The sequence below is a fragment of the Mesorhizobium sp. W067 genome (genome assembly GCF_054719525.1).
In genome coordinates this window covers 2,174,128-2,192,826 of record NZ_JBTTII010000001.1, presented here as the reverse complement: position 1 = coordinate 2,192,826, position 18,699 = coordinate 2,174,128, and the positions used below count along the sequence as shown (strand labels likewise).

The following is an 18,699-nucleotide window of genomic DNA, read 5'->3' as shown; positions in this document are numbered from 1 at the left end:
GACGAAGTCGCGGGTGCCTCGGCTAATCTCGAACGTCGCTGATAGCTAATCGGAAAAAACGGCGGGCTGCTAACAGCCCCTCGGCCCGTTTGCCGAATGGGGATGCTACCCCCGCCGGCGGCAGCGCCAATTCCAGTCGCGCTCGGGGCCGACGTCGACGTGAACGGATTCGGTATGGCAGTAGGTGCCGACGCCGCCGCGGCCGGGCATGGTTCGGATGTAGCTCGCCAGTTCCCATTTGGAGACGCCGGGAACCTGGATGTCGGCGGCGGCGCAATACATGTGCAGCGAATTCTTGGCGCCGTTGGCGCGGCGGTTGCGGGCCGGGTCGCGGTAGCCTGATGTGACCATCATCTTGCGGCCGTAATGGCCTTCGATGGTCTTCAGCACCCGCACCAGCGACGGCTTCAGGCAGGCGACGTCGACGCTCTCGTTTTGCTTCAACAGGCCGTTGGGCGCCAACCGGGCGAGGCCGGCGGCGGAAGCCACCTGATAGGCGCCGCCCGAACCCTCGTCCTCGTTCAGGTCGACGTCGCTTTCATCGTCGAGGCCGGATTTGCGCTTGATCTCGAACAGCGCCGTCTGGCGCACGCCGGGCAGCGCATCGCTGCCGGTGATGTGGTTGCTCTCGTTGCCAAGCGAGGCAAGCTGCAAGGGCTTGTCGGCCGAACTGGCTGAGGCCAACGTGATGATCGGCTTTGCCGGGGCGGCCTTCTGGGCAGCAACCGCAGGCTGTTCGCCCGAGCGCGAGTTGACCAGCGGAGCAGGTGCCGCCGAGGTTGGCGTGGTGCTGAACAGTGAGGCCAGGAAGCCCTTCTTCGGCGTGTCGATCTGCTGGGGCGCGGCGGTCACGTAGACCTCGTTGGTCGCGGGTGCCGCTGCCGTCGCTTTCGGTGCGGTCACGCCGGCATCGGCGGCGGCGATCTTCTGCGCCACGGCGTCCGTTGCGGCCGCGGTCTGTGCTGACTGCTGCAGCGACTGCGGCGTCTGGCCGACAATGGTTTCGGAGCCGGCGGGAACATTGACCGGGAAGCCGGTGCCGGGCTTGGCCACCGGCACATAGGCGACCTGCTCGGGCAGTGTCGCATCGCCCGCTGCCGTCATCATCATCTGCGGCCCGGTGGATGTGACCTGCACGGTCGAATCGCCCGGCGCCGCAGGGCTGGCGCCGGAAGCCGCGGCGATGTCAGAAGCGGTCGCGTTGTAGCCAGGCATGCCGACGGACATTGTGGGGTCGCCAGCGGAGGTGCAGGACGCCAGAAGCACGGAGAAAAGCGCTGCCGCTATAGTGCGACCTTCTCTCCCCGCGAGACGCGATCCTACTGATTTCAAAACTAAATTCCCCCTCGGTGTCCGGTCGGCCTGCTATTGGTGCGGCGTGGAAACGTTCACATCCAATAACCTTGTGTTCCCAAACCGGAAACGAGACTTGTGTCAATTCTGCAAGCCTCTGAATTATTTGCTCGTTGGAGGCCAATTGAGGCTTCTTGAAGGTTGACGACACCATTTCGCCCCGTTTTGCCGGCTCGTCAACTCACCAGACATTACATTCCGTTACACACAGGCACCTGCAAAAGGTGCCGGTCGTTACACACGCACCTTCACATAGGTGCCGGGGGCATCACCCAGGGTTTTCATGTGCTTGCCCGGTTTGCGGGCCGAAACGAGGGTGTCGTCCTGGGTTTCGATCCAGTGCTGCCAGTGCGTCCACCAGGAGCCGGGATGCTCCACCGCCGAGGCGAGCCACTGGCCAAAATCGCCCGTCGGTTTGCCGCCGGTCCAGTACTGGTATTTCTTGGCTGCCGGCGGGTTGACGACACCGGCAATGTGGCCGGAACCAGCCATCACAAACTCGACATCGCCGCCGAAATATTGCGAGCCGAGAAACACCGAAAGGGCCGGCGCGATGTGATCTTCCTTCGACGCCAGGTTGTAAACCGGGATGGTGACGTCGGCCAGCGACACAGTGCGGCCGGCGAGTTCCATCACGCCACGAGTCAGATTGTTCTCAAGATAACAGTTGCGCAGGTAGAAGGAGTGGTTTGCAGCCGCCATGCGGGTGGAATCGGCGTTCCAGTAGAGCAGGTCGAAGGGCAGGGGATCCTTGCCGCGCATGTAATTGTTGATGACATAAGGCCAGATCAGGTCGCCCGAGCGCAGCATGTTGAAGGCGGTCGCCATCTTGGTGCCGTCGAGGTAGCCCTTTTCGTTCATCGATTTCTCGACCGCTGCCACCTGGTCCTCATCGACGAAGACTTTCAGGTCGCCGGCATGGGTGAAGTCGACCTGCGTGGTGAAGAAGGTCGCCGATTTGATGCGGTTGTCGCCTTCCTGTGCCAGCAGTGCGAGTGCGGCCGCCAGCAGCGTGCCGCCGACGCAATAGCCGATGGCGTTGACCTCTTTCTCGCCGGTCGCCTTCTCGATCATGTCGAGGCCGTATTGCAGGCCTTCCCGTATGTAAGCTTCCCAGCCCTTGGCGCCGTGCCGCTCGTCGGGATTGATCCAGGAGATGACGAACACGGTATGGCCTTGCTCGATCGCCCAGCGGATGAAGGACTTTTGCGGGTTGAGATCGAGGATGTAGAACTTGTTGATCCAGGGCGGGCAGATCAGCAGCGGGCGCTTGAGCACCGTCTCCGTCGTCGGATCGTACTGGATGATTTCGGCGACATCGCTGCGGCCGACCACCTTGCCGGGAGTTGTCGCGACGTTCTTGCCGATCTCGAAGGGCGAATAGTCAGCTTGTCTCAGCTTCAGGTCGCCCTTGCCGGCGGCGATGTCTTCGGCCAGCATCTTCATGCCGCGCACCAGGTTTTCGCCATTCGAGGCGACGGTTTCTCGAAACAGCTCCGGATTGGTCAGGATGAAGTTCGACGGCGAGATGGCATTGGACACCTGCTTGACGTAGAAGCTCGCCTTATGGCGGGTGTGGTCGTCGAGGCCTTCGGCGTGCTCGACCAGGTCGGCCGCCCAGCGCGAGGTGACGAGATAGGCCTGTTTGAGGAAATCGAAGAAAGCGTTGCGACCCCATTCGGGGTCTTGAAAACGCTTGTCGCCGCGCTCGGGCTTGACCGCATCGTCCGGCGCTTCGGCATTCGGGCTAACCTTCTGGATGGCGTTGCCCCAGACCGTCATGTAGCCGGCGAACAGTCGCGTCTGCGCTTCCAGCGCGCGTTGCGGGTCGGCCAGCCAATATTCGCTGAGCTTGGAAAAGGTTTTGACCATGTCGACCACGGGTTCGGCGACATGATCGCGCACCTCGCCCTTTTCGCGCGGCTCGGCCCAGGCGGAGGCGGCTTTGCCGGCCTGTTCGACCATACGCGCCATGTTCAACGCGAAGCGTTCCGGGTCTTTCACCAGATATTGCTCGACGGTCGAAGATTGATCATCTTCCGCTTTGCTCGAATCAGGTGTTTTGGACATGGCTCGCGGGGTTCCTCCCGAGGCGTTTTCTTGACATATTATCATGGGACATCTGACCGGGTCCAATGCGCTGTACCCCGGCTGCCAGGAAAACAATATGACGATTAACACCGGCAAGACCATTTTTTCGGAGGCAGGCCGCTTTTGCCGCGTCGCGGTTGCAATCGCCTGTCTGACGCCAGGGCTGCTGGCGGCAAGTGGCTGCACGAGCGCCAACACCGGCAACGGGATGAATGTCGGCCTGACCCAGGGCGCGCAGGACACCGGCTCTTATCCCAATCTCAACATCCCACCGCAGGTGGCGGCAAAGCAGCTCACCCCTGAGGAGACGCAGGCCAAGCTTGCCCAGTTGAAGGGCGAACAGCAGGGGCAAGTGGCCAAGGGCGGCGGCGGTGCCCCGTCCACCAGCCCGGCGGCGCTGAATTCGCTGGCGAAGAACCATGGCAAGGACACGCTGAAGCAGATCGAAGCCAAATGCGATCCCGCCCTCGACCCTACCTGCAAATAAAGCTATATCGCGCGCCGAAAGCGGTCTTTGCCAAAGGCGCCTAGCCAAGCCAACTGTGCTAAAGCCAATCTTAATCGTCTGGAACTGACATGGAAGAATTTCACAAGGTCCGCCGGCTTCCGCCCTACGTGTTCGAGCAGGTCAACCGGCTGAAGGCCAGCGCCCGTTCGCGCGGCGCTGACATTATCGACCTTGGCATGGGCAATCCCGACCTGCCGACTCCGAAGGCGATCGTCGACAAATTGTGCGAAGTGGTGCGAGATCCGCGCACGCATCGCTATTCCTCCTCGCGCGGCATCCCAGGTCTGCGCCGCGCCCAGGCCGCCTATTATCAGCGCCGTTTCGGCGTGAAGCTCAATCCCGACACGCAGGTGGTGGCGACGCTCGGTTCGAAGGAAGGCTTCGCCAATATGGCGCAGGCGATCACCGCGCCGGGCGACGTGATCCTGTGCCCCAACCCGACCTATCCGATCCATGCTTTCGGCTTCATCATGTCGGGCGGCGTCATCCGTTCGCTGCAGGTCGAGCCGGATGACGGCTTCATCCCGGCGCTCGAGCGCGGTGTCCGTCATTCGATCCCGAAGCCACTGGCATTGATCCTCAACTATCCGTCGAACCCGACGGCGCTGGTCGCCTCGCTCGATTTCTACAAGGACGTGGTCGCCTTCGCCAAGAAGAACGACATCATCATCCTGTCGGACCTTGCCTATTCGGAGATCTATTTCGACGGCAATCCGCCGCCTTCGGTGCTGCAGGTGCCGGGCGCCATCGATGTCTGCGTCGAGTTCACCTCGATGTCGAAGACCTTCTCCATGCCCGGCTGGCGCATGGGCTTTGCCGTCGGCAATGAGCGGCTGATCTCGGCGTTGACGCGGGTGAAGTCCTATCTCGACTACGGCGCCTTCACGCCGATCCAGGTGGCGGCGGCGCATGCGCTGAATGGCGACGGCGCCGACATCGCCGAAGTGCGCGAGGTCTATTTGAAGCGCCGCGACGTCATGGTCGACGCCTTCAGCCGCGCCGGCTGGACCATTCCGGCACCGGCTGCCTCGATGTTCGCCTGGGCGCCGATCCCGGAGCCGTTCAAGCATCTCGGCTCGCTTGAGTTTTCCAAGCTCCTGATCGAGCACGCCGACGTGGCGGTGGCGCCGGGCATCGGCTTTGGCGAGCATGGCGACGATCATGTTCGCATCGCGCTGGTCGAGAACGAGCACCGGATCCGGCAGGCGGCGCGCAACATCAAGCGCTTCCTGGCGTCCAGCGCCAAGCAGCCGAACAATGTGGTGCCGCTCGCCGCGCATCGCTAAAGTCGCCGCACATCTTATTCGAGTAGATTTTTTGAGGGGCGTCGCCGGGCATGGCTGAAGCGTTGCGTGTTGGAATTGCGGGTCTGGGTACGGTTGGCGCCTCGGTGGCGCGCGTGCTGCGCGACAAGGCAGCGGAGCTGACGCGCCAGTGCGGACGCGATGTCATCGTCACGACCGTTTCCGCGCGCGATCCCAAGCGCGACCGTGGCGTCGACCTCAGCGCCGCCAAATGGTTCGACGATCCGATCAAGATGGCGCAGGCCGCCGATATCGACGTCTTCGTCGAACTGATCGGCGGCGACGAAGGGGCAGCGCGCGCGTCGGTCAAGGCAGCACTAGAAGCCGGACGTCATGTCGTCACCGCCAACAAGGCGCTGTTGGCCAAGCACGGCGTGGCGCTTGCCGAAATCGCCGAGAAGAAGGGCGTGCTGCTCAACTACGAGGCGGCAGTTGCCGGCGGCATCCCGGTCATCAAGACGATGCGCGAGGCGATGGCCGGCAATTCGGTCACCCGCGTCTTCGGCATCCTCAACGGCACCTGCAACTACATCCTGACCCGCATGGAGGCCGAGGGCATCTCCTTCGACGAGTGCCTGAAGGACGCGCAACGGCTGGGTTATGCAGAGGCCGACCCGACCTTCGATATCGAGGGCCATGATACGGCGCACAAATTGTCGATCCTGACCAGCCTGGCCTTCGGCACCAGGATCGCGGCCAATGACATCTACATGGAAGGCATTTCCAACATCAGCCAGGCCGACATCCGCGCTGCGGGCGACCTTGGCTACCGGATAAAATTGCTCGGTGTCGCGCAGCGCACCGACAGCGGCATCGAGCAGCGCGTGCACCCGACCATGGTGCCGACCGCGTCGGTGATCGCACAGGTGCATGGCGTTACCAATGCGGTGGCCATCGAAACCGACATTTTGGGCGAACTGCTGCTCTCCGGCCCGGGCGCCGGCGGCAACGCCACCGCGTCCGCCGTGGTCGGCGATATCGCCGACATCGCAAAGAGCCGGCCGGGCTTCCAGCACGGTCCGGTGTTCGGCCTGCCGGCCAAGGAACTGCGCCCCTACAAGAAGGCGCAGATGCGCAGCCATGCCGGCGGCTATTTCATCCGGCTGACCGTGCACGACCGCATCGGCGTCTTCGCCGCGATCGCCAAGCGCATGGCCGACAACGACATTTCGCTGGAATCGATCGTCCAGCATGCCGTCAGCGGTGAGACCGACGCGCAAAAGACGGTGATCCTGGTCACCCACGAGACGACGGAAGCAGCGGTGCGCAAGGCTGTCGACGGCATCACCAAGGACGGCCACCTCACAGACAAGCCGCAGGTTATCCGCATTGAGCGCGCTGGTTAGGCCAAGTCATTTTTCTCCTTAACCGATTGATATTCCTGCTGAAAGGTGGTTCGGACGCCATAATGCTCTATCTCTTTGATTCGGAGCCGGATTGAGATTTCAGGTCGAACCCACCAGTCATGATCGGGCTCTGGCGGAGGCGTGAGCCGCGAGATCAACGCGCGTCACCAAGAGGTGGAAAAGTTGAGACTTTCCTGTTTAGCCGTCGCATATTGCCGGAAATGACAATCTGTAGACTACGCCTCCTATGACGGGCGACAAACGCCTCTTCCTCGATGTCAGGCAGTCGGCGACCGGTGTTTCCTGGGAACACCGGTTGAGCGAGCGGCAGGACATGACTGCGCTGGCCATAGCGCAGGGCCACGGCGTGCCCGACATTGTGGCTCGCGTGCTCGCCGGGCGCGGCGTCACCGCCGACCAGGCCGAGCGCTTCCTCGATCCGACGATTCGCAATCTGTTGCCGGATCCGGCTTCGCTGACCGACATGGGCAAGGCTGCGACCCGCATCGCCGAAGCGGTCATGGCCAAGGAGAAGGTGGCAATCTTCGGCGACTACGATGTCGACGGCGCCGCCTCTTCGGCGTTGCTCAAGCGCTTCCTGGCGCATTTCTCGGTGCCTTCGGAGATCTACATTCCCGACCGCATCTTCGAGGGCTACGGCCCCAATCCGGAGGCTATGCGCGAACTGGTCTCGCGCGGCGCGACGCTGATCGTCACCGTCGATTGCGGCACCAACAGCGCTGTCTCTATCGATGCCGCCAAGGCCGCAGGCGCCGATGTGGTGGTGCTCGACCACCATCAGGTCGGCGGCCCGCTGCCGGAGGCGACCGCGGTCGTCAATCCCAATCGCGAGGACGACCTTTCCGGGCAAGGCCATCTGTGCGCCGCCGGTGTCGTCTTCCTCACTCTGGTGCAGACGGCGAGGGTCCTGCGCAGCCGATTGCCCGATGCCGCGCAGCCGGACCTGTTGTCGTTGCTCGACCTGGCGGCGCTGGCCACGGTTTGCGATGTGGTGCCGCTCATCGGCGTGAACCGCGCTTTCGTCGTCAAGGGACTACAGATGGCGCGGCAGCAGAAGAATGAGGGGCTCGCCGCACTGGCGCGGGTGTCCCGCATCGGTGAGCCGATAAGCACCTTTCATCTCGCCTATCTGATTGGGCCGCGCATCAATGCCGGCGGCCGCATCGGCGATGCAGCACTTGGCAGCCGGCTGCTCGCCACCGACGATCCGGTTGAGGCCGGGACCATTGCCGAGACACTCGACCGGCTCAACCAGGAACGCCAGCAGATGGAGCTGGAGATGCTGGCAGCGGCGCGCGCCGAGGCTGACGCCGAACTTGCCGGCGGCAATGGGCCGGCCATCATCGTCACCGCCAGCACCAATTGGCATCCCGGCATTGTCGGCTTGATCGCCTCGCGGCTGAAGGACCATGCGCGGCGGCCGGCCTTCGCCATCGCCTTCAACGCCAATGGCATCGGCACCGGCTCTGGCCGTTCGGTGTCGGGCTTCGATCTCGGACGGCTGGTGCGCGCAGCCGCCGATGCCGGGCTGATCGTCAAGGGCGGCGGCCACGGCATGGCCGCCGGCATCACGGTGGAACGCGCCAAGCTCGGCGAACTCCGTGCTTTCTTCGAGGAGCGCGCGGCGGCCGAAGTGTTCCGGCTGCAGGACGAAGAAAGTCTGGCCGTCGACGGCGCGCTCGCCGCCGAGGGCGCGACGATTGCTTTGCTCGATGCACTGGAAAAGGCCGGGCCTTTCGGCGCCGGCCATGTCGCGCCGGTGTTCGCGCTGCCGCGCCATCGGCTGGCCGACGCGCGGGCCGTCGGCACCAACCACATCCGGGCTGATCTGCAGTCGGAAAGCGGCGGCCGCATCCAGGGCATCGCCTTTCGATCCGTCGATACCGCGCTGGGCGAATTCCTGTTCAAGAACAGGGGCAACACGATCCATGTAGCCGGCTCGCTGTCGGGGAATTATTGGAACGGGAACCGCACGGTGCAGTTCCGCATCACCGATGCGGCCAAAGCCTGACATTGCCGAATTGGTTTAAGCGAGAACCGTCTGCAGCCGCTTCAACTCGCTGATCTGCGCCATCGTCGCCTGGTAACCGACGCTGATCGCCTCATCCGCGCGGTGGAATTCGGTCAAGCCGATATGGCTGAGTTTCGGTTGGAGCGACATGTCGGGCGGATCGCCCGCCAGCCTTGCGCGTGAAATCCGGTCCTGGATGATGTTGAAGGCTTCGACCATGACGCCGGTGATGCCGAGACGGCTCTGGTGCGGCTGGTGGTTCGGGTCGGCCTGGCCTGGACGGGGCGCGTCCTTCTCGATGAGCAGTTCCCCGGCGCTGTGCTTGATGACGGCGGCGCGGCCGAACAGATCGTAGTGAAGGTTGACCGCGACGACCAGCGGCTGCTCGTAGGCGCGGCAGACCGAGACCGGAACGGGGTTGACCAGCGCGCCGTCGACCAGGATGCGGCCGTTGCAATTCACCGGTTCGAACACGCCGGGCAGCGCATAGGAAGCCCGCATCGCGGTGATCAGCGAACCGCTGGACAGCCAGATCTCATGGCCGGTGCGAATTTCGGCGCCAACGGCGACGAAGGGTTTCGTCAGATCCTCGAAGCGGATGCCTGCCATGTGCTCGCGCAGCCTGACGTCCAGTTTCATGCCGCCGAACAGGCCGCTGCCGCGCAGATTGAGATCGAGCAGGCCGAAGATGCGCCGCTTGGTCAGGCTGCGGGCGAACTCCTCGAGTTCGTCCAGCTTGCCGGCCAGATAGCAGCCGCCAACCAGCGCGCCGATCGAGGTGCCGGCGATCATCGAGACTTCGATGCCGGCTTCGTCGAGCGCGCGCAGCACGCCAATGTGCGCCCAGCCGCGTGCGCAGCCGCCGCCCAGCGCGAGCGAAATGCCTGTCTTGCCCGCGGGTTGCGGGTCAGGCACGCCGCCGGACGATGAGGGGCCATTGGCCTCCCGCACGTCCGGTCTGCTACGCAATGACGCCCACTCGAGCATCATGATCTCCCTTGTCCCGCGTCCGTTCTACAGGAAGGACGTTTGAGAATAGTGAATATGAGTGGTTTGCGACTGTTGAATGGTTCACGCGGGCTTCCGATACGTTTTTTCCGCATCGAACAGCGGCGTGCTGCCATCGCCGGCAAGCGTTGCCTTGCCGCCGATTAGCCCCACCGTCCGATAAAAACATGAACGCCGGCCGGTGTGACAAGTTGCGTCGTGGCCCAACACTTTGACGCGCAACCATATGGCGTCCTGGTCACAATCCGTGAGCATCTCGACGACGGTCTGAAAATTGCCTGATGTTTCGCCCTTCTTCCACAGCGTGCTGCGCGAGCGCGACCAGTAGTGCGCGATGCCGGTTTCGAGCGTCAGCGCCAGCGCCTCGGCATTCATATGCGCGACCATCAGCAGCATACCGTCAGCGGCGTCGGTGACGACGACGGTGACCAGCCCGGCAGCATCGAAGCGCGGGGAAAACACCGCGCCTTCTTCGAGAGCCTTCTTGTCTGATGGAGCCTTGGGAAATGTTAGTGCCGACATCGCCGGTCCTTGATCTAGCGATGCCGGCGAGGGGCTTACGCCCCGAGGCCGCGCACCATGGTGACGAAACGGACCTGTTCCTCGGGCGTGTCCTTGAACACGCCGGTGAAGGTCGAGGTCAGCGTGGTGGAGCCCTGCTTGCGGATGCCGCGCATGGCCATGCACATATGCTCGGCCTCGATCATGACGGCGACACCGCGCGGATTGAGCACGTCCTGGATGACGCCGGCGATCTGTGCGGTCATGGCCTCCTGAGTCTGCAGGCGATGGGCGAAGATATCGACGACGCGCGCGATCTTGGACAGGCCGACGACCTTGCCATCCGGGAGGTAGCCGACATGCGCCTTGCCGATGATCGGCACCATGTGGTGCTCGCAATGCGAGTGGAACTGGATGTCCCTGACGATGACGAGATCGTCATAGCCGGCGACTTCCTCGAAGGTGCGGCCGAGTTCTTCGGCCGGGCACATGTCATAGCCGTTGAACATTTCGAGAAAGGCCTTGGTGACGCGCTTGGGCGTGTCGATCAGGCCCTCGCGGTCCGGATTGTCGCCGGTCCAGCGCAACAGCGTGCGCACGGCGGCCTCGACCTCGGCTTCGCTCGGCCTGTCGGTGACCGGCTTGTCCAGATAGTCGGAAGGGGGCATTATTTTCTTGATGACGGCATCCATAAAGGCGTCTCCCGTAGTTCCTCTCTCAGGAGGAACGAGTTGAACGGACCACAACCTTTCGAGTGCTGAAAACTCGCCCTGTTTCCAGCCCGCAAGCGGCGTGAACGAAATGGGCAAGGACGATGGCTTTGCGTTGCCTTGTCGATACCCGACTGCCAGCATTATATATGGTCGTGCGCAGCGAATGAAAGACGCTACAGCGGCAATCGCTGTTCGCTTGGCGGCGACGGATTGGAAAAATATGATTGACGACGTCTACAATGCGAAAATTCTGGGTTTTGCCGGAAATATCGCGCGCATCGGCCGCCTCGTTCATCCGGATGCGAGCGCCAAGGCGCATTCCAAACTGTGCGGCTCGACTGTGACCGTTGACCTCAAGATGAACAATGGCGTCGTCACCGATTTCGCCCATGACGTGAAGGCCTGCGCGCTCGGCCAGGCCTCGTCCTCGATCATGGCTCAACATGTCATCGGCGCTAGCGCCGACGAATTGCGCGCGGTGCGCGAGACCATGCTGAAGATGCTGAAGGAAAACGGCGCGCCGCCGCAAGGCCGCTTTGCCGATTTGAAATATCTGGAGCCGGTGCGCGACTACAAGGCGCGTCATGCCTCGACCATGCTGACCTTCGATGCGGTCGTCGATGCCATAGGCCAGATCGAGAAGAAGCGCGCGGAAGAAGCGGTGTGACATAGCGCAGACTTCGCGCAGGCCATGACGGAGGAAGTGCTTGCATTGGTTGATGGTGGCTTTGGGCGTTGCGGTTTCGCTGGTGACGAGTGGCTATGCTGCCGGAGAAGAAAGCGCTTCGCAGCAGAAGGCCGCCACCTATCTCTTTGACAAGCTGGCTGGCTGCTGGAATATCACAGTCGGCGACGGATCAGTGATCACGATCACGCGCGTCCAAATCAGCCTGAACCGGGATGGTTCGCTGGCGGGACCGCCAAAGGTACTCAACCCCGCGACAGAGCCACAGGGCAAGATGTTCAATCAAAGCGCAGCTCGGGCAATTGCCCGTTGTGCGCCCTTCACTGGCCTTGCCGCTTATGTCGACAGCTACCAGGCTTGGCGCGAGATCACTGTCAATTTCGACGCCCGAGACATGTCATCCACCCCGCAGCAGAAATAGAAGCCGGACGCTAAGATTACGCCGGCTTAGGTCTGCAGTGTCTGCGCCCGTCTGCTTTCGGCAAATTCGCTTCTCACCCAGTCGGCAAACGCCTTGACCGGTTCCGGCAGGTCCTTCAAACTCTTGGCGACCAGCCAGTAGGCGCCGGATGCGACATCAATGTCGAACGGCTTGATCAGCGCGCCGGATGCAATCTCCTCGCCGATCTGCAACAGGTCGCCCAGTGCCACGCCGTGGCCGAGCAGGGCGGCCTGCTTCGACAGCGACACATCCGCCAGCATAGGGCCGCGCGCCGGAATGGCGTCGGCGGCGACGCCGGCTGCCTCGAACCAGCGCGCCCAGCCTTGACGATTCTCCTCGTGCAACAGCGTGTAGCGGGCAAGGTCGAGCGGCTTTTCGAGGGCAGGGCCCGATGCCAGCAAGGTGGGCGACAGGACCGGTGAATCGACGGTCGAGGCTAGCCATTCGGCCTCGCTGCGCGGCCATGAGGTGGCGCGCGCGCTGAAGCGCAAGGCGAGTTCGGGCTGATCGCTGCGGAACTCGATCGGCCTTGGGTCGACTTCGAGGGAAACGTCGATATCGGGCCGCAACTGGCTGAAGCGGTTGAGCCGCGGCAACAGCCATACCGAGGCCAGCGACGGCTCGACACTGACGCGGACCACCGACTGCGCCGGGGCAGCCACCAGGTCCGAAACCAGCCTGTCGATGTCATCGAAACTCCTGACCAACTGATCGAGCAGGCGCTGGCCGGCCTCGGTCAACTCGACGCGGCGGTGATGGCGGTGGAACAAGGGCTGGCGCAGGAACTGCTCGAGTTCGCGGATCTGCCGACTGATGGCGGCCTGCGAGACGAACAGCTCCTCGGCGGCCCGGCTAAAGCTCAATTGCCGGCCGGCTGCCTCGAAACTTCGCAACGCCGTCAGGGGCAACCGTCCGCGCTTCAATTCGCATAACCCGAAGTTATCCGAACCGGATATTATACTCGTTTGAAGGCGAAGGCCAGCGGGCGTCTAATCCGCTCTTAGAGGAGACACGGACATGATCCAGTTTCTGGAAATCTTTGGCGATGTGATGCGGATCGCGACGTTTCAATGGCGTGGCGACAGGCAGCATCATGTGCAGCGCACCGAGCAAAGGCCGGCCACCCGCTGGGCGGCTCCAGCGGAGCGGCATCCCTTTCGCCGCTCGCGACCCTGAAGCCGACAAAGAGGCGAGTGAGTGAAGAGGATTGCGTTTGCCGGCCGAAGCTCACATCTATCGGTTTGGAAACGCAAGCTGACCCGGAAGCCGGTTTCGGGTCGCGTTCGGAAAGAGACTGCGGTGGGCGACCAGCATCGGCATGTGCATGCCGCCGGACGGACCCGGCGCGGGCGCAACTGGCCCGGTCCGTGGCGCAAAACACCCGGCCGCATTTTCGGCACGTCGCTGGTGCGCCTCTATCAACTGACGCTGTCCGGATTTGTCGGCAATTCCTGCCGGCATCTGCCGACCTGTTCCGAATACGCGCATGAGGCGATCGCCCGCCATGGTCTGTGGGCCGGCGGCTTCATGGGGCTGTTCCGCGTGCTGCGCTGCGGCCCTTTCGGTTCGCATGGCATCGATCGCGTGCCGGAGGTACTCGATCAGCGCTATGTCTGGTTCATGCCATGGCGTTATTGGCAGATCGGCAGGAAGCGCGGCGAGGCCTGACGGCGGGCGCGCTGGTCCCTGATCCAGATCGCCAGCGCGGCATTTCTTTACAATCCGGTAAGGTTAACAACGGGCTGCACAAAGACTGCGCATTTGAGTCAAAATCGAGCCAAGACACTTGGCTAAGCGCCTCCTGTTCATTCCCAGGAGAGCCCACATGCGTCGGATCGAAACCCATCCCTTCATCATTGCCGCGGTCCTCTTCCTGCTGGCCTGGTTTCTGGGATTTCCGATGCGGGCGCAATCGGCTCCGCTTGGCGATGTCGCCTGCACGCTTATCCAGGACGCGGCGAGCGGCGAGACGCTCTATCAAAGCGGCGTCTGCGACCAACGCGTCAGCCCGGCGTCGACCTTCAAGGTGCCGCTGGCGCTGATCGGCTACGACAGCGGTATCCTGAGCGATGCGCATACGCCGACCTGGGACTACAAGCCTGAATTCAGGGCCGTGAGCCGCGACCACAAAGCCGTCGACCCGACGATCTGGGAGCGCGACTCGATCGTATGGTATTCGCGCGAGATCGTGCGCCGGCTCGGCGCAAAAAGCTTTGCCGGCTACGTCTCGAAATTCGGCTACGGCAACATGGATGTCTCGGGCGATGCCGACAAGGACAACGGGCTCACGCAATCCTGGATAAATTCCTCGCTTGAGATATCGCCGGTCGAACAGACAGCCTTCCTGCGCCAGCTGCTCGCCGGCAAGATGCCGGTTTCTGCCAAGGCGCATGAGATGACCCGAGCCATCCTGCCGACTTTCCAGGCCGGCGGCTGGACGGTGCGGGGCAAGACCGGCAGCACCAGGCTGGGAAACAGCAAGGACAAGCGCGCGCTGGGCTGGTTCGTCGGCTGGGCCGAAAAGGGCGGCCGCCCGATCGTCTTCGCCCGGCTGGTCGTCGACACCAAGCCGATCGACATGCCGAAAGGCCCGGCGACACGCGCGGCGTTACTGAGGGAGTTGCCGCAACTGGTGAAGTGAACTTGCTTTAGCTTCAAGTGCTCCGGCGGGCACGAAGGATGTGGCCGCCGGAATTCCTTGTCTCCGCCTTTGGCGTCCTGGAGAAGCGGCCGGCGATGTCGCTGCTTTCCAGATCTTCGATCTCATCGAAGCCGAGCTCGCGCAGCGATTGCGCCAGTGCCGCGGGCACGAAGAAGCTGATCCAGGGCTCTCCGGCAGCGGCGACGCGCGCCGCATGGAAAGAGAGGGCAGCCTGTCCAGCCGCATCGCGGTTCTCGGCCGGCTCGCTGTAGTCGAAGACGACCTCCGAACCGGGCATGCCGGCAATCCAGGACAGGGTGCTGAAGATTGCGTCCTGGCTCAGATACGGAACGACACCCAGCCAGATGAAGAAACTGGGCTCGGTCTGCCGCAAACCGGCCGATGCCAGTTCATCCGCGGGGCGCTGGCGTTCGAAGTTGACCGGCACGAACATGGTGGCCCGCGGTTCGGCAAGACCAGCATCGGCGATGCATTTCCGTTTCCAGGCCTGTGTCGCCGGGTGATCGACTTCGAACACCGCGACATCAGGGTACGGATTGCGCAGCGAGAAAGTGTCGAGGCCGGCGCCGAGCACCACCACTTGCTGGACGCCCCGGCGCACCGCCGCAGCCAGCCAGTCCTCGGCGAGGCGAGCGCGCGCTGCCACGAACAGGCGCATGCGCCGGCTGCGCTCATCTTCCTGCTCGAGCTCCTGCACCGTCGGTGCGGCATCGCCCAGTATCGCACTCGCATATGGGTCGCGAAACAGCGCCGCCTGCTGCGAGAACTGGTGGAGGGCCCGCATGCGCGCGACGCCCAAGGCGGTTCGGCTGGGTTTTGCGTCTTCCATGCCGGGGATTCCAACCTCGTGTCGGGGAAATTCGCAAGCCTGTGCGACTGGCCTGCGACATCTGTCGCGCCATTTCCTGACAGCTGCGCCAACGACGGCTCTTTACCTGATGCCGCGTGGCCTCTAAAACCCGCCCGCTGCCGGATGCCTCCGGCTTCACACCACGACCACCCGCGCTCGTTTGCGGGACTGGATAGGAGATACAAATGCTGAATTCCGTTTCCCTGACATTTCCCGATGGCTCCGTTCGCGACTATGACGCGGCGATGACCGGTGCAGGCCTCGCCGAATCGATCTCGAAGTCGCTGGCCAAGAAAGCCGTCGCCTATGCCATCGACGGCACCGTTCGCGATCTTTCCGACCCGCTTGGCAAGTCCGGCAAGGTCGAGATCATCACCCGCACCGATCCGCGCGCGCTGGAGCTCATCCGTCATGATGCAGCACACGTGCTGGCGGAGGCAGTGCAGGAACTGTGGCCGGGAACGCAAGTGACCATCGGGCCGGTAATCGAGAACGGATTCTATTACGACTTCGCCCGCAACGAGCCGTTCACGCCTGACGATTTCCCGGTGATCGAAAAGAAGATGCGCGAGATCATTGCGCGCAACAAGCCGTTCACCAAGGAAGTCTGGTCGCGCGACAAGGCGAAAAAGGTCTTTGCCGAGAAGGGCGAGCGCTACAAGCTCGAGCTGATCGACACCATTCCCGAAGACCAGGATCTCAAGATCTATTCCCAGGGCGAATGGTTCGACCTCTGCCGCGGCCCGCACATGGCCTCGACCGGCCAGATCGGCAACGCCTTCAAGCTGATGAAGGTGGCCGGCGCCTATTGGCGCGGCGATTCGAACAACCCGATGCTGACCCGCATCTACGGCACGGCATGGGCCGAGCAGGCTGAACTCGATGCCTACCAGACGATGCTGGAAGAGGCCGAGAAGCGCGACCACCGCAAGCTCGGCCGCGAGATGGACCTGTTCCATTTCCAGGAAGAGGGGCCGGGCGTCGTCTTCTGGCACGCCAAGGGCTGGAAGATGTTCCAGAATCTGGTCAACTACATGCGCCGCCGCCTCGACGAGCAAGGCTACCAGGAGGTCAACGCACCGCAGGTTCTCGACAAGAGCCTGTGGGAGACGTCGGGCCACTGGGGCTGGTATCGCGATGCCATGTTCAAGGTGACGGTGGCCGGCGACGACACCGACGACGACCGCGTGTTCGCGCTAAAGCCGATGAATTGTCCGGGCCACGTGCAGATATTCAAGCATGGGTTGAAATCCTATCGCGATCTTCCCGTAAAGCTTGCGGAATTCGGCAATGTGCATCGTTACGAACCGTCCGGCGCCTTGCACGGGCTGATGCGCGTGCGCGGCTTCACGCAGGACGATGCGCACATCTTCTGCACCGAGGAGCAGCTGGCCGCGGAATGCCTGCGCATCAACGATCTAATCCTGTCGACGTACGCCGATTTCGGCTTCGACGATGTCAGCGTGAAGCTGTCGACGCGGCCGGATAAGCGCGTCGGCACCGACGAGGCCTGGGATCATGCCGAGGCGATCATGGGCAACGTGCTGGATACAATCAGGACGCGCTCGGGAAACCGCATCAAGACCTCGATCAATCCGGGCGAGGGCGCTTTCTACGGGCCGAAATTCGAATATGTGCTGAAGGACGCCATCGGCCGCGAATGGCAGTGCGGCACCACGCAGGTCGACTTCAATCTGCCGGAACGCTTTGGCGCCTTCTACATCGGTTCGGATTCGGAAAAGAAGCAGCCGGTGATGGTGCATCGCGCCATCTGCGGTTCGATGGAACGCTTTCTCGGCATCCTGATCGAGCATTATTCCGGTCATTTCCCGCTGTGGTTCGCGCCGCTGCAGGTGGTTGTGGCGACGATCACCTCGGATGCTGACGACTATGCGCGAAAGGTCGTCGCACAGTTGAAGGCGGCAGGACTTTTGGCCGAACCGGATCTGCGCAACGAGAAGATCAACTACAAGGTGCGTGAGCATTCGCTGGCCAAGGTTCCTGTGATCCTCGTATGCGGCAAGCGCGAGGCGGAAGAGGAGACGGTCAACATCCGCCGGCTCGGCTCGCGCGATCAGGAATCGCTCAAGCTGGCCGACGCGCTGAAGCTGCTTTCCGACGAGGCTGTTTCGCCCGACCGCAGGCGCAGCGCGGCCTGAGCAATCAATATTTCGGAGAAATGGCGGTGGAGCGATCCACCGCCATTTTCACATGCCTGTCACGCCAACCTTGTAACGAGCCCCCATGCTCAAGCTGAAGATACGGGAAAGGCCGTTTCCCGAACTCTCCTACGCCAATGCGAGCCAGCCGGCGCTGACGCGCTGGTTCATCCATTCCATTGAAGGTCTGTCGGGGCGCGACCGGTATGCCGCGCTCTATGATTTCTGGCGCCGCCAGGTGGCGCCGACCGGCGAGCGGGTGTTCAGCCGCATGCTGCAGCTGATCGACGTCAAGGTCCGCAGCACCGATCAGTGGCCGCCGGCAAAGCTGCCGGACACACCGCTGGTGATCGTAGCCAACCACCCGTTCGGCATTGGCGACGGCATTGCAGTGCTGTCGCTGGTCGAGCAGCTCGGGCGTCCGTTCCGCGTCATGATCCACAAGGATCTGCTGAAGGTCCGCGAAATGGAACCGTACTCGCTGCCGATCGACTTTTCCGAGACCAAGGACGCGGTGAAGAACAACATGGCGGTGCGCCACGAGGCAGTGCGGCTGTTGAAAGAGGGCGTCACCATAGTGGTATTTCCGGCCGGCGGCGTCGCCACCGCGCCGAGAGGCTTTGGCCGGGCGCGCGACCTGCCGTGGAAGATGTTTCCGGCGCGCCTCGTGCAGGACGCCAAGGCGTCGGTGGTGCCGATGCATTTTTCCGGGCAGAACGGCCGGCTGTTCCATCTGGTCAGCGGCCCGATGAACATGGGGGAGCGCGAAGGAAGGCTGGCGAAATTCGTCGGCAAGGCGTCGCTGACGTTGCGCCTTTCAATGCTCATCCGCGAATTCGCGCGGCTGTCCGGCAAAGCGATCGACGTTCGCGTCGGCAACGTACTGCGCTGGGATGAGCTGGAGCCGCTGCGCGACCGCAAGACCTTGCTTGATCGCCTTCATCGCGGCGTCTTCGATCTGGCGCCCGACGCACCGCGCAGCCGCGTCCACTTCCTGCAGCGCCGCCTGCGCAAGGCCGCCTGACGTAGCCCTGAACTACCACTT

Annotated in this window: 18 protein-coding genes; 11 read left to right on the top strand and 7 right to left on the bottom strand. The window is 62.9% G+C overall.

The annotated features are described in order from the left end of the window. Window positions 1–105: 105 nt before the first annotated feature. Both ACYG97_RS10885 and phaC read right to left on the bottom strand, forming a co-directional pair. A complete protein-coding gene (locus ACYG97_RS10885; protein ID WP_245260877.1) occupies window positions 106–1,227 on the bottom strand; it encodes a YcbK family protein in 1,122 nt (373 codons plus the stop codon). 360 nt (window positions 1,228–1,587) lie between these two features. Continuing rightward, the gene (gene phaC / locus ACYG97_RS10880) at window positions 1,588–3,423 is read right to left on the bottom strand and encodes a class I poly(R)-hydroxyalkanoic acid synthase (protein WP_023734479.1); all 1,836 of its coding nucleotides are present in this window, start codon (window positions 3,421–3,423) and stop codon (window positions 1,588–1,590) included. A 97-nt stretch (window positions 3,424–3,520) separates the two neighbouring features. Here phaC and ACYG97_RS10875 point away from each other — a divergent pair, with 97 nt between their 5' ends. From ACYG97_RS10875 to recJ, 4 genes are all read left to right on the top strand, one after another. Then, window positions 3,521–3,931 carry a hypothetical protein gene (locus ACYG97_RS10875; RefSeq protein ID WP_023688270.1) on the top strand — a complete coding sequence of 137 codons (411 nt, stop codon included), beginning with the start codon at window positions 3,521–3,523 and terminating at the stop codon, window positions 3,929–3,931. 89 nt (window positions 3,932–4,020) lie between these two features. Then, complete coding sequence (locus tag ACYG97_RS10870; protein ID WP_023681615.1) at window positions 4,021–5,238, top strand: LL-diaminopimelate aminotransferase; 1,218 nt, start codon at window positions 4,021–4,023, stop codon at window positions 5,236–5,238. Window positions 5,239–5,288: 50 nt separating this feature from the next. Next, window positions 5,289–6,602, top strand: coding sequence for a homoserine dehydrogenase (locus ACYG97_RS10865; protein WP_023753343.1), 1,314 nt, complete (start codon window positions 5,289–5,291; stop codon window positions 6,600–6,602). Between the two features lie 247 nt (window positions 6,603–6,849). Next, entirely contained in the window at window positions 6,850–8,634 is a 1,785-nt protein-coding gene (recJ, locus tag ACYG97_RS10860) for a single-stranded-DNA-specific exonuclease RecJ (RefSeq protein ID WP_023734478.1), read from the top strand. A 15-nt stretch (window positions 8,635–8,649) separates the two neighbouring features. On the opposite strand, the gene ACYG97_RS10855 is transcribed toward recJ, so the two are convergent. The 3 genes from ACYG97_RS10855 to folE all read right to left on the bottom strand — a co-directional run bounded on the left by ACYG97_RS10855 (window position 8,650) and on the right by folE (window position 10,835). Further along, window positions 8,650–9,621 (bottom strand): patatin family protein, encoded by a 972-nt coding sequence (locus tag ACYG97_RS10855; RefSeq protein WP_023688272.1) that lies wholly within the window; start codon window positions 9,619–9,621, stop codon window positions 8,650–8,652. Between the two features lie 84 nt (window positions 9,622–9,705). Beyond that, window positions 9,706–10,164 (bottom strand): phosphoribosyl-AMP cyclohydrolase, encoded by a 459-nt coding sequence (hisI, locus tag ACYG97_RS10850; RefSeq protein WP_023688273.1) that lies wholly within the window; start codon window positions 10,162–10,164, stop codon window positions 9,706–9,708. A gap of 35 nt (window positions 10,165–10,199) precedes the next feature. Next, entirely contained in the window at window positions 10,200–10,835 is a 636-nt protein-coding gene (gene folE, locus ACYG97_RS10845) for a GTP cyclohydrolase I FolE (RefSeq protein WP_023667622.1), read from the bottom strand. Between the two features lie 241 nt (window positions 10,836–11,076). Here folE and ACYG97_RS10840 point away from each other — a divergent pair, with 241 nt between their 5' ends. Together ACYG97_RS10840 and ACYG97_RS10835 are read left to right on the top strand one after the other, a co-directional pair. Beyond that, complete coding sequence (locus tag ACYG97_RS10840) at window positions 11,077–11,523, top strand: iron-sulfur cluster assembly scaffold protein (protein WP_023734477.1); 447 nt, start codon at window positions 11,077–11,079, stop codon at window positions 11,521–11,523. A gap of 40 nt (window positions 11,524–11,563) precedes the next feature. Next, window positions 11,564–11,962 carry a cell envelope integrity protein TolA gene (locus ACYG97_RS10835; RefSeq protein WP_155923776.1) on the top strand — a complete coding sequence of 133 codons (399 nt, stop codon included), beginning with the start codon at window positions 11,564–11,566 and terminating at the stop codon, window positions 11,960–11,962. Between the two features lie 26 nt (window positions 11,963–11,988). On the opposite strand, the gene ACYG97_RS10830 is transcribed toward ACYG97_RS10835, so the two are convergent. Further along, window positions 11,989–12,906: a LysR substrate-binding domain-containing protein gene (locus ACYG97_RS10830; protein WP_023688276.1), complete on the bottom strand. Its 918-nt coding sequence runs from the start codon at window positions 12,904–12,906 to the stop codon at window positions 11,989–11,991. A gap of 94 nt (window positions 12,907–13,000) precedes the next feature. On the opposite strand from ACYG97_RS10830, the gene ACYG97_RS10825 reads away from it, so the two are divergent. From ACYG97_RS10825 to blaOXA, 3 genes are all read left to right on the top strand, one after another. Continuing rightward, window positions 13,001–13,159 (top strand): hypothetical protein, encoded by a 159-nt coding sequence (locus tag ACYG97_RS10825; protein WP_023667618.1) that lies wholly within the window; start codon window positions 13,001–13,003, stop codon window positions 13,157–13,159. A 123-nt stretch (window positions 13,160–13,282) separates the two neighbouring features. Continuing rightward, window positions 13,283–13,651: a membrane protein insertion efficiency factor YidD gene (gene yidD, locus ACYG97_RS10820; protein ID WP_023667617.1), complete on the top strand. Its 369-nt coding sequence runs from the start codon at window positions 13,283–13,285 to the stop codon at window positions 13,649–13,651. A gap of 157 nt (window positions 13,652–13,808) precedes the next feature. Next, the gene (blaOXA, locus tag ACYG97_RS10815; RefSeq protein WP_023688277.1) at window positions 13,809–14,624 is read left to right on the top strand and encodes a class D beta-lactamase; all 816 of its coding nucleotides are present in this window, start codon (window positions 13,809–13,811) and stop codon (window positions 14,622–14,624) included. A 13-nt stretch (window positions 14,625–14,637) separates the two neighbouring features. Here the strand turns inward: blaOXA and ACYG97_RS10810 are convergent, their stop codons facing one another. After that, window positions 14,638–15,474, bottom strand: a complete 837-nt coding sequence (locus ACYG97_RS10810; protein WP_023734475.1) for an SAM-dependent methyltransferase — start codon at window positions 15,472–15,474, stop codon at window positions 14,638–14,640. Between the two features lie 206 nt (window positions 15,475–15,680). On the opposite strand from ACYG97_RS10810, the gene thrS reads away from it, so the two are divergent. Further along, entirely contained in the window at window positions 15,681–17,654 is a 1,974-nt protein-coding gene (thrS, locus tag ACYG97_RS10805) for a threonine--tRNA ligase (protein WP_023688279.1), read from the top strand. An 85-nt stretch (window positions 17,655–17,739) separates the two neighbouring features. Continuing rightward, window positions 17,740–18,678 (top strand): lysophospholipid acyltransferase family protein, encoded by a 939-nt coding sequence (locus ACYG97_RS10800; RefSeq protein WP_023688280.1) that lies wholly within the window; start codon window positions 17,740–17,742, stop codon window positions 18,676–18,678. The last annotated feature ends 21 nt before the right edge of the window (window positions 18,679–18,699 follow it).

Bases quoted from the DNA above. Each gene is read 5' to 3' on its own strand.
- ACYG97_RS10885 (WP_245260877.1), bottom strand. From the start codon at position 1,227: ATGTCCGTCGGCATGCCTGGCTACAACGCGACCGCTTCTGACATCGCC.
- phaC (WP_023734479.1), bottom strand. From the start codon at position 3,423: ATGTCCAAAACACCTGATTCGAGCAAAGCGGAAGATGATCAATCTTCG.
- ACYG97_RS10875 (WP_023688270.1), top strand. From the start codon at position 3,521: ATGACGATTAACACCGGCAAGACCATTTTTTCGGAGGCAGGCCGCTTT.
- ACYG97_RS10870 (WP_023681615.1), top strand. From the start codon at position 4,021: ATGGAAGAATTTCACAAGGTCCGCCGGCTTCCGCCCTACGTGTTCGAG.
- ACYG97_RS10865 (WP_023753343.1), top strand. From the start codon at position 5,289: ATGGCTGAAGCGTTGCGTGTTGGAATTGCGGGTCTGGGTACGGTTGGC.
- recJ (WP_023734478.1), top strand. From the start codon at position 6,850: ATGACGGGCGACAAACGCCTCTTCCTCGATGTCAGGCAGTCGGCGACC.
- ACYG97_RS10855 (WP_023688272.1), bottom strand. From the start codon at position 9,621: ATGCTCGAGTGGGCGTCATTGCGTAGCAGACCGGACGTGCGGGAGGCC.
- hisI (WP_023688273.1), bottom strand. From the start codon at position 10,164: ATGTCGGCACTAACATTTCCCAAGGCTCCATCAGACAAGAAGGCTCTC.
- folE (WP_023667622.1), bottom strand. From the start codon at position 10,835: ATGGATGCCGTCATCAAGAAAATAATGCCCCCTTCCGACTATCTGGAC.
- ACYG97_RS10840 (WP_023734477.1), top strand. From the start codon at position 11,077: ATGATTGACGACGTCTACAATGCGAAAATTCTGGGTTTTGCCGGAAAT.
- ACYG97_RS10825 (WP_023667618.1), top strand. From the start codon at position 13,001: ATGATCCAGTTTCTGGAAATCTTTGGCGATGTGATGCGGATCGCGACG.
- blaOXA (WP_023688277.1), top strand. From the start codon at position 13,809: ATGCGTCGGATCGAAACCCATCCCTTCATCATTGCCGCGGTCCTCTTC.
- ACYG97_RS10810 (WP_023734475.1), bottom strand. From the start codon at position 15,474: ATGGAAGACGCAAAACCCAGCCGAACCGCCTTGGGCGTCGCGCGCATG.
- thrS (WP_023688279.1), top strand. From the start codon at position 15,681: ATGCTGAATTCCGTTTCCCTGACATTTCCCGATGGCTCCGTTCGCGAC.
- ACYG97_RS10800 (WP_023688280.1), top strand. From the start codon at position 17,740: ATGCTCAAGCTGAAGATACGGGAAAGGCCGTTTCCCGAACTCTCCTAC.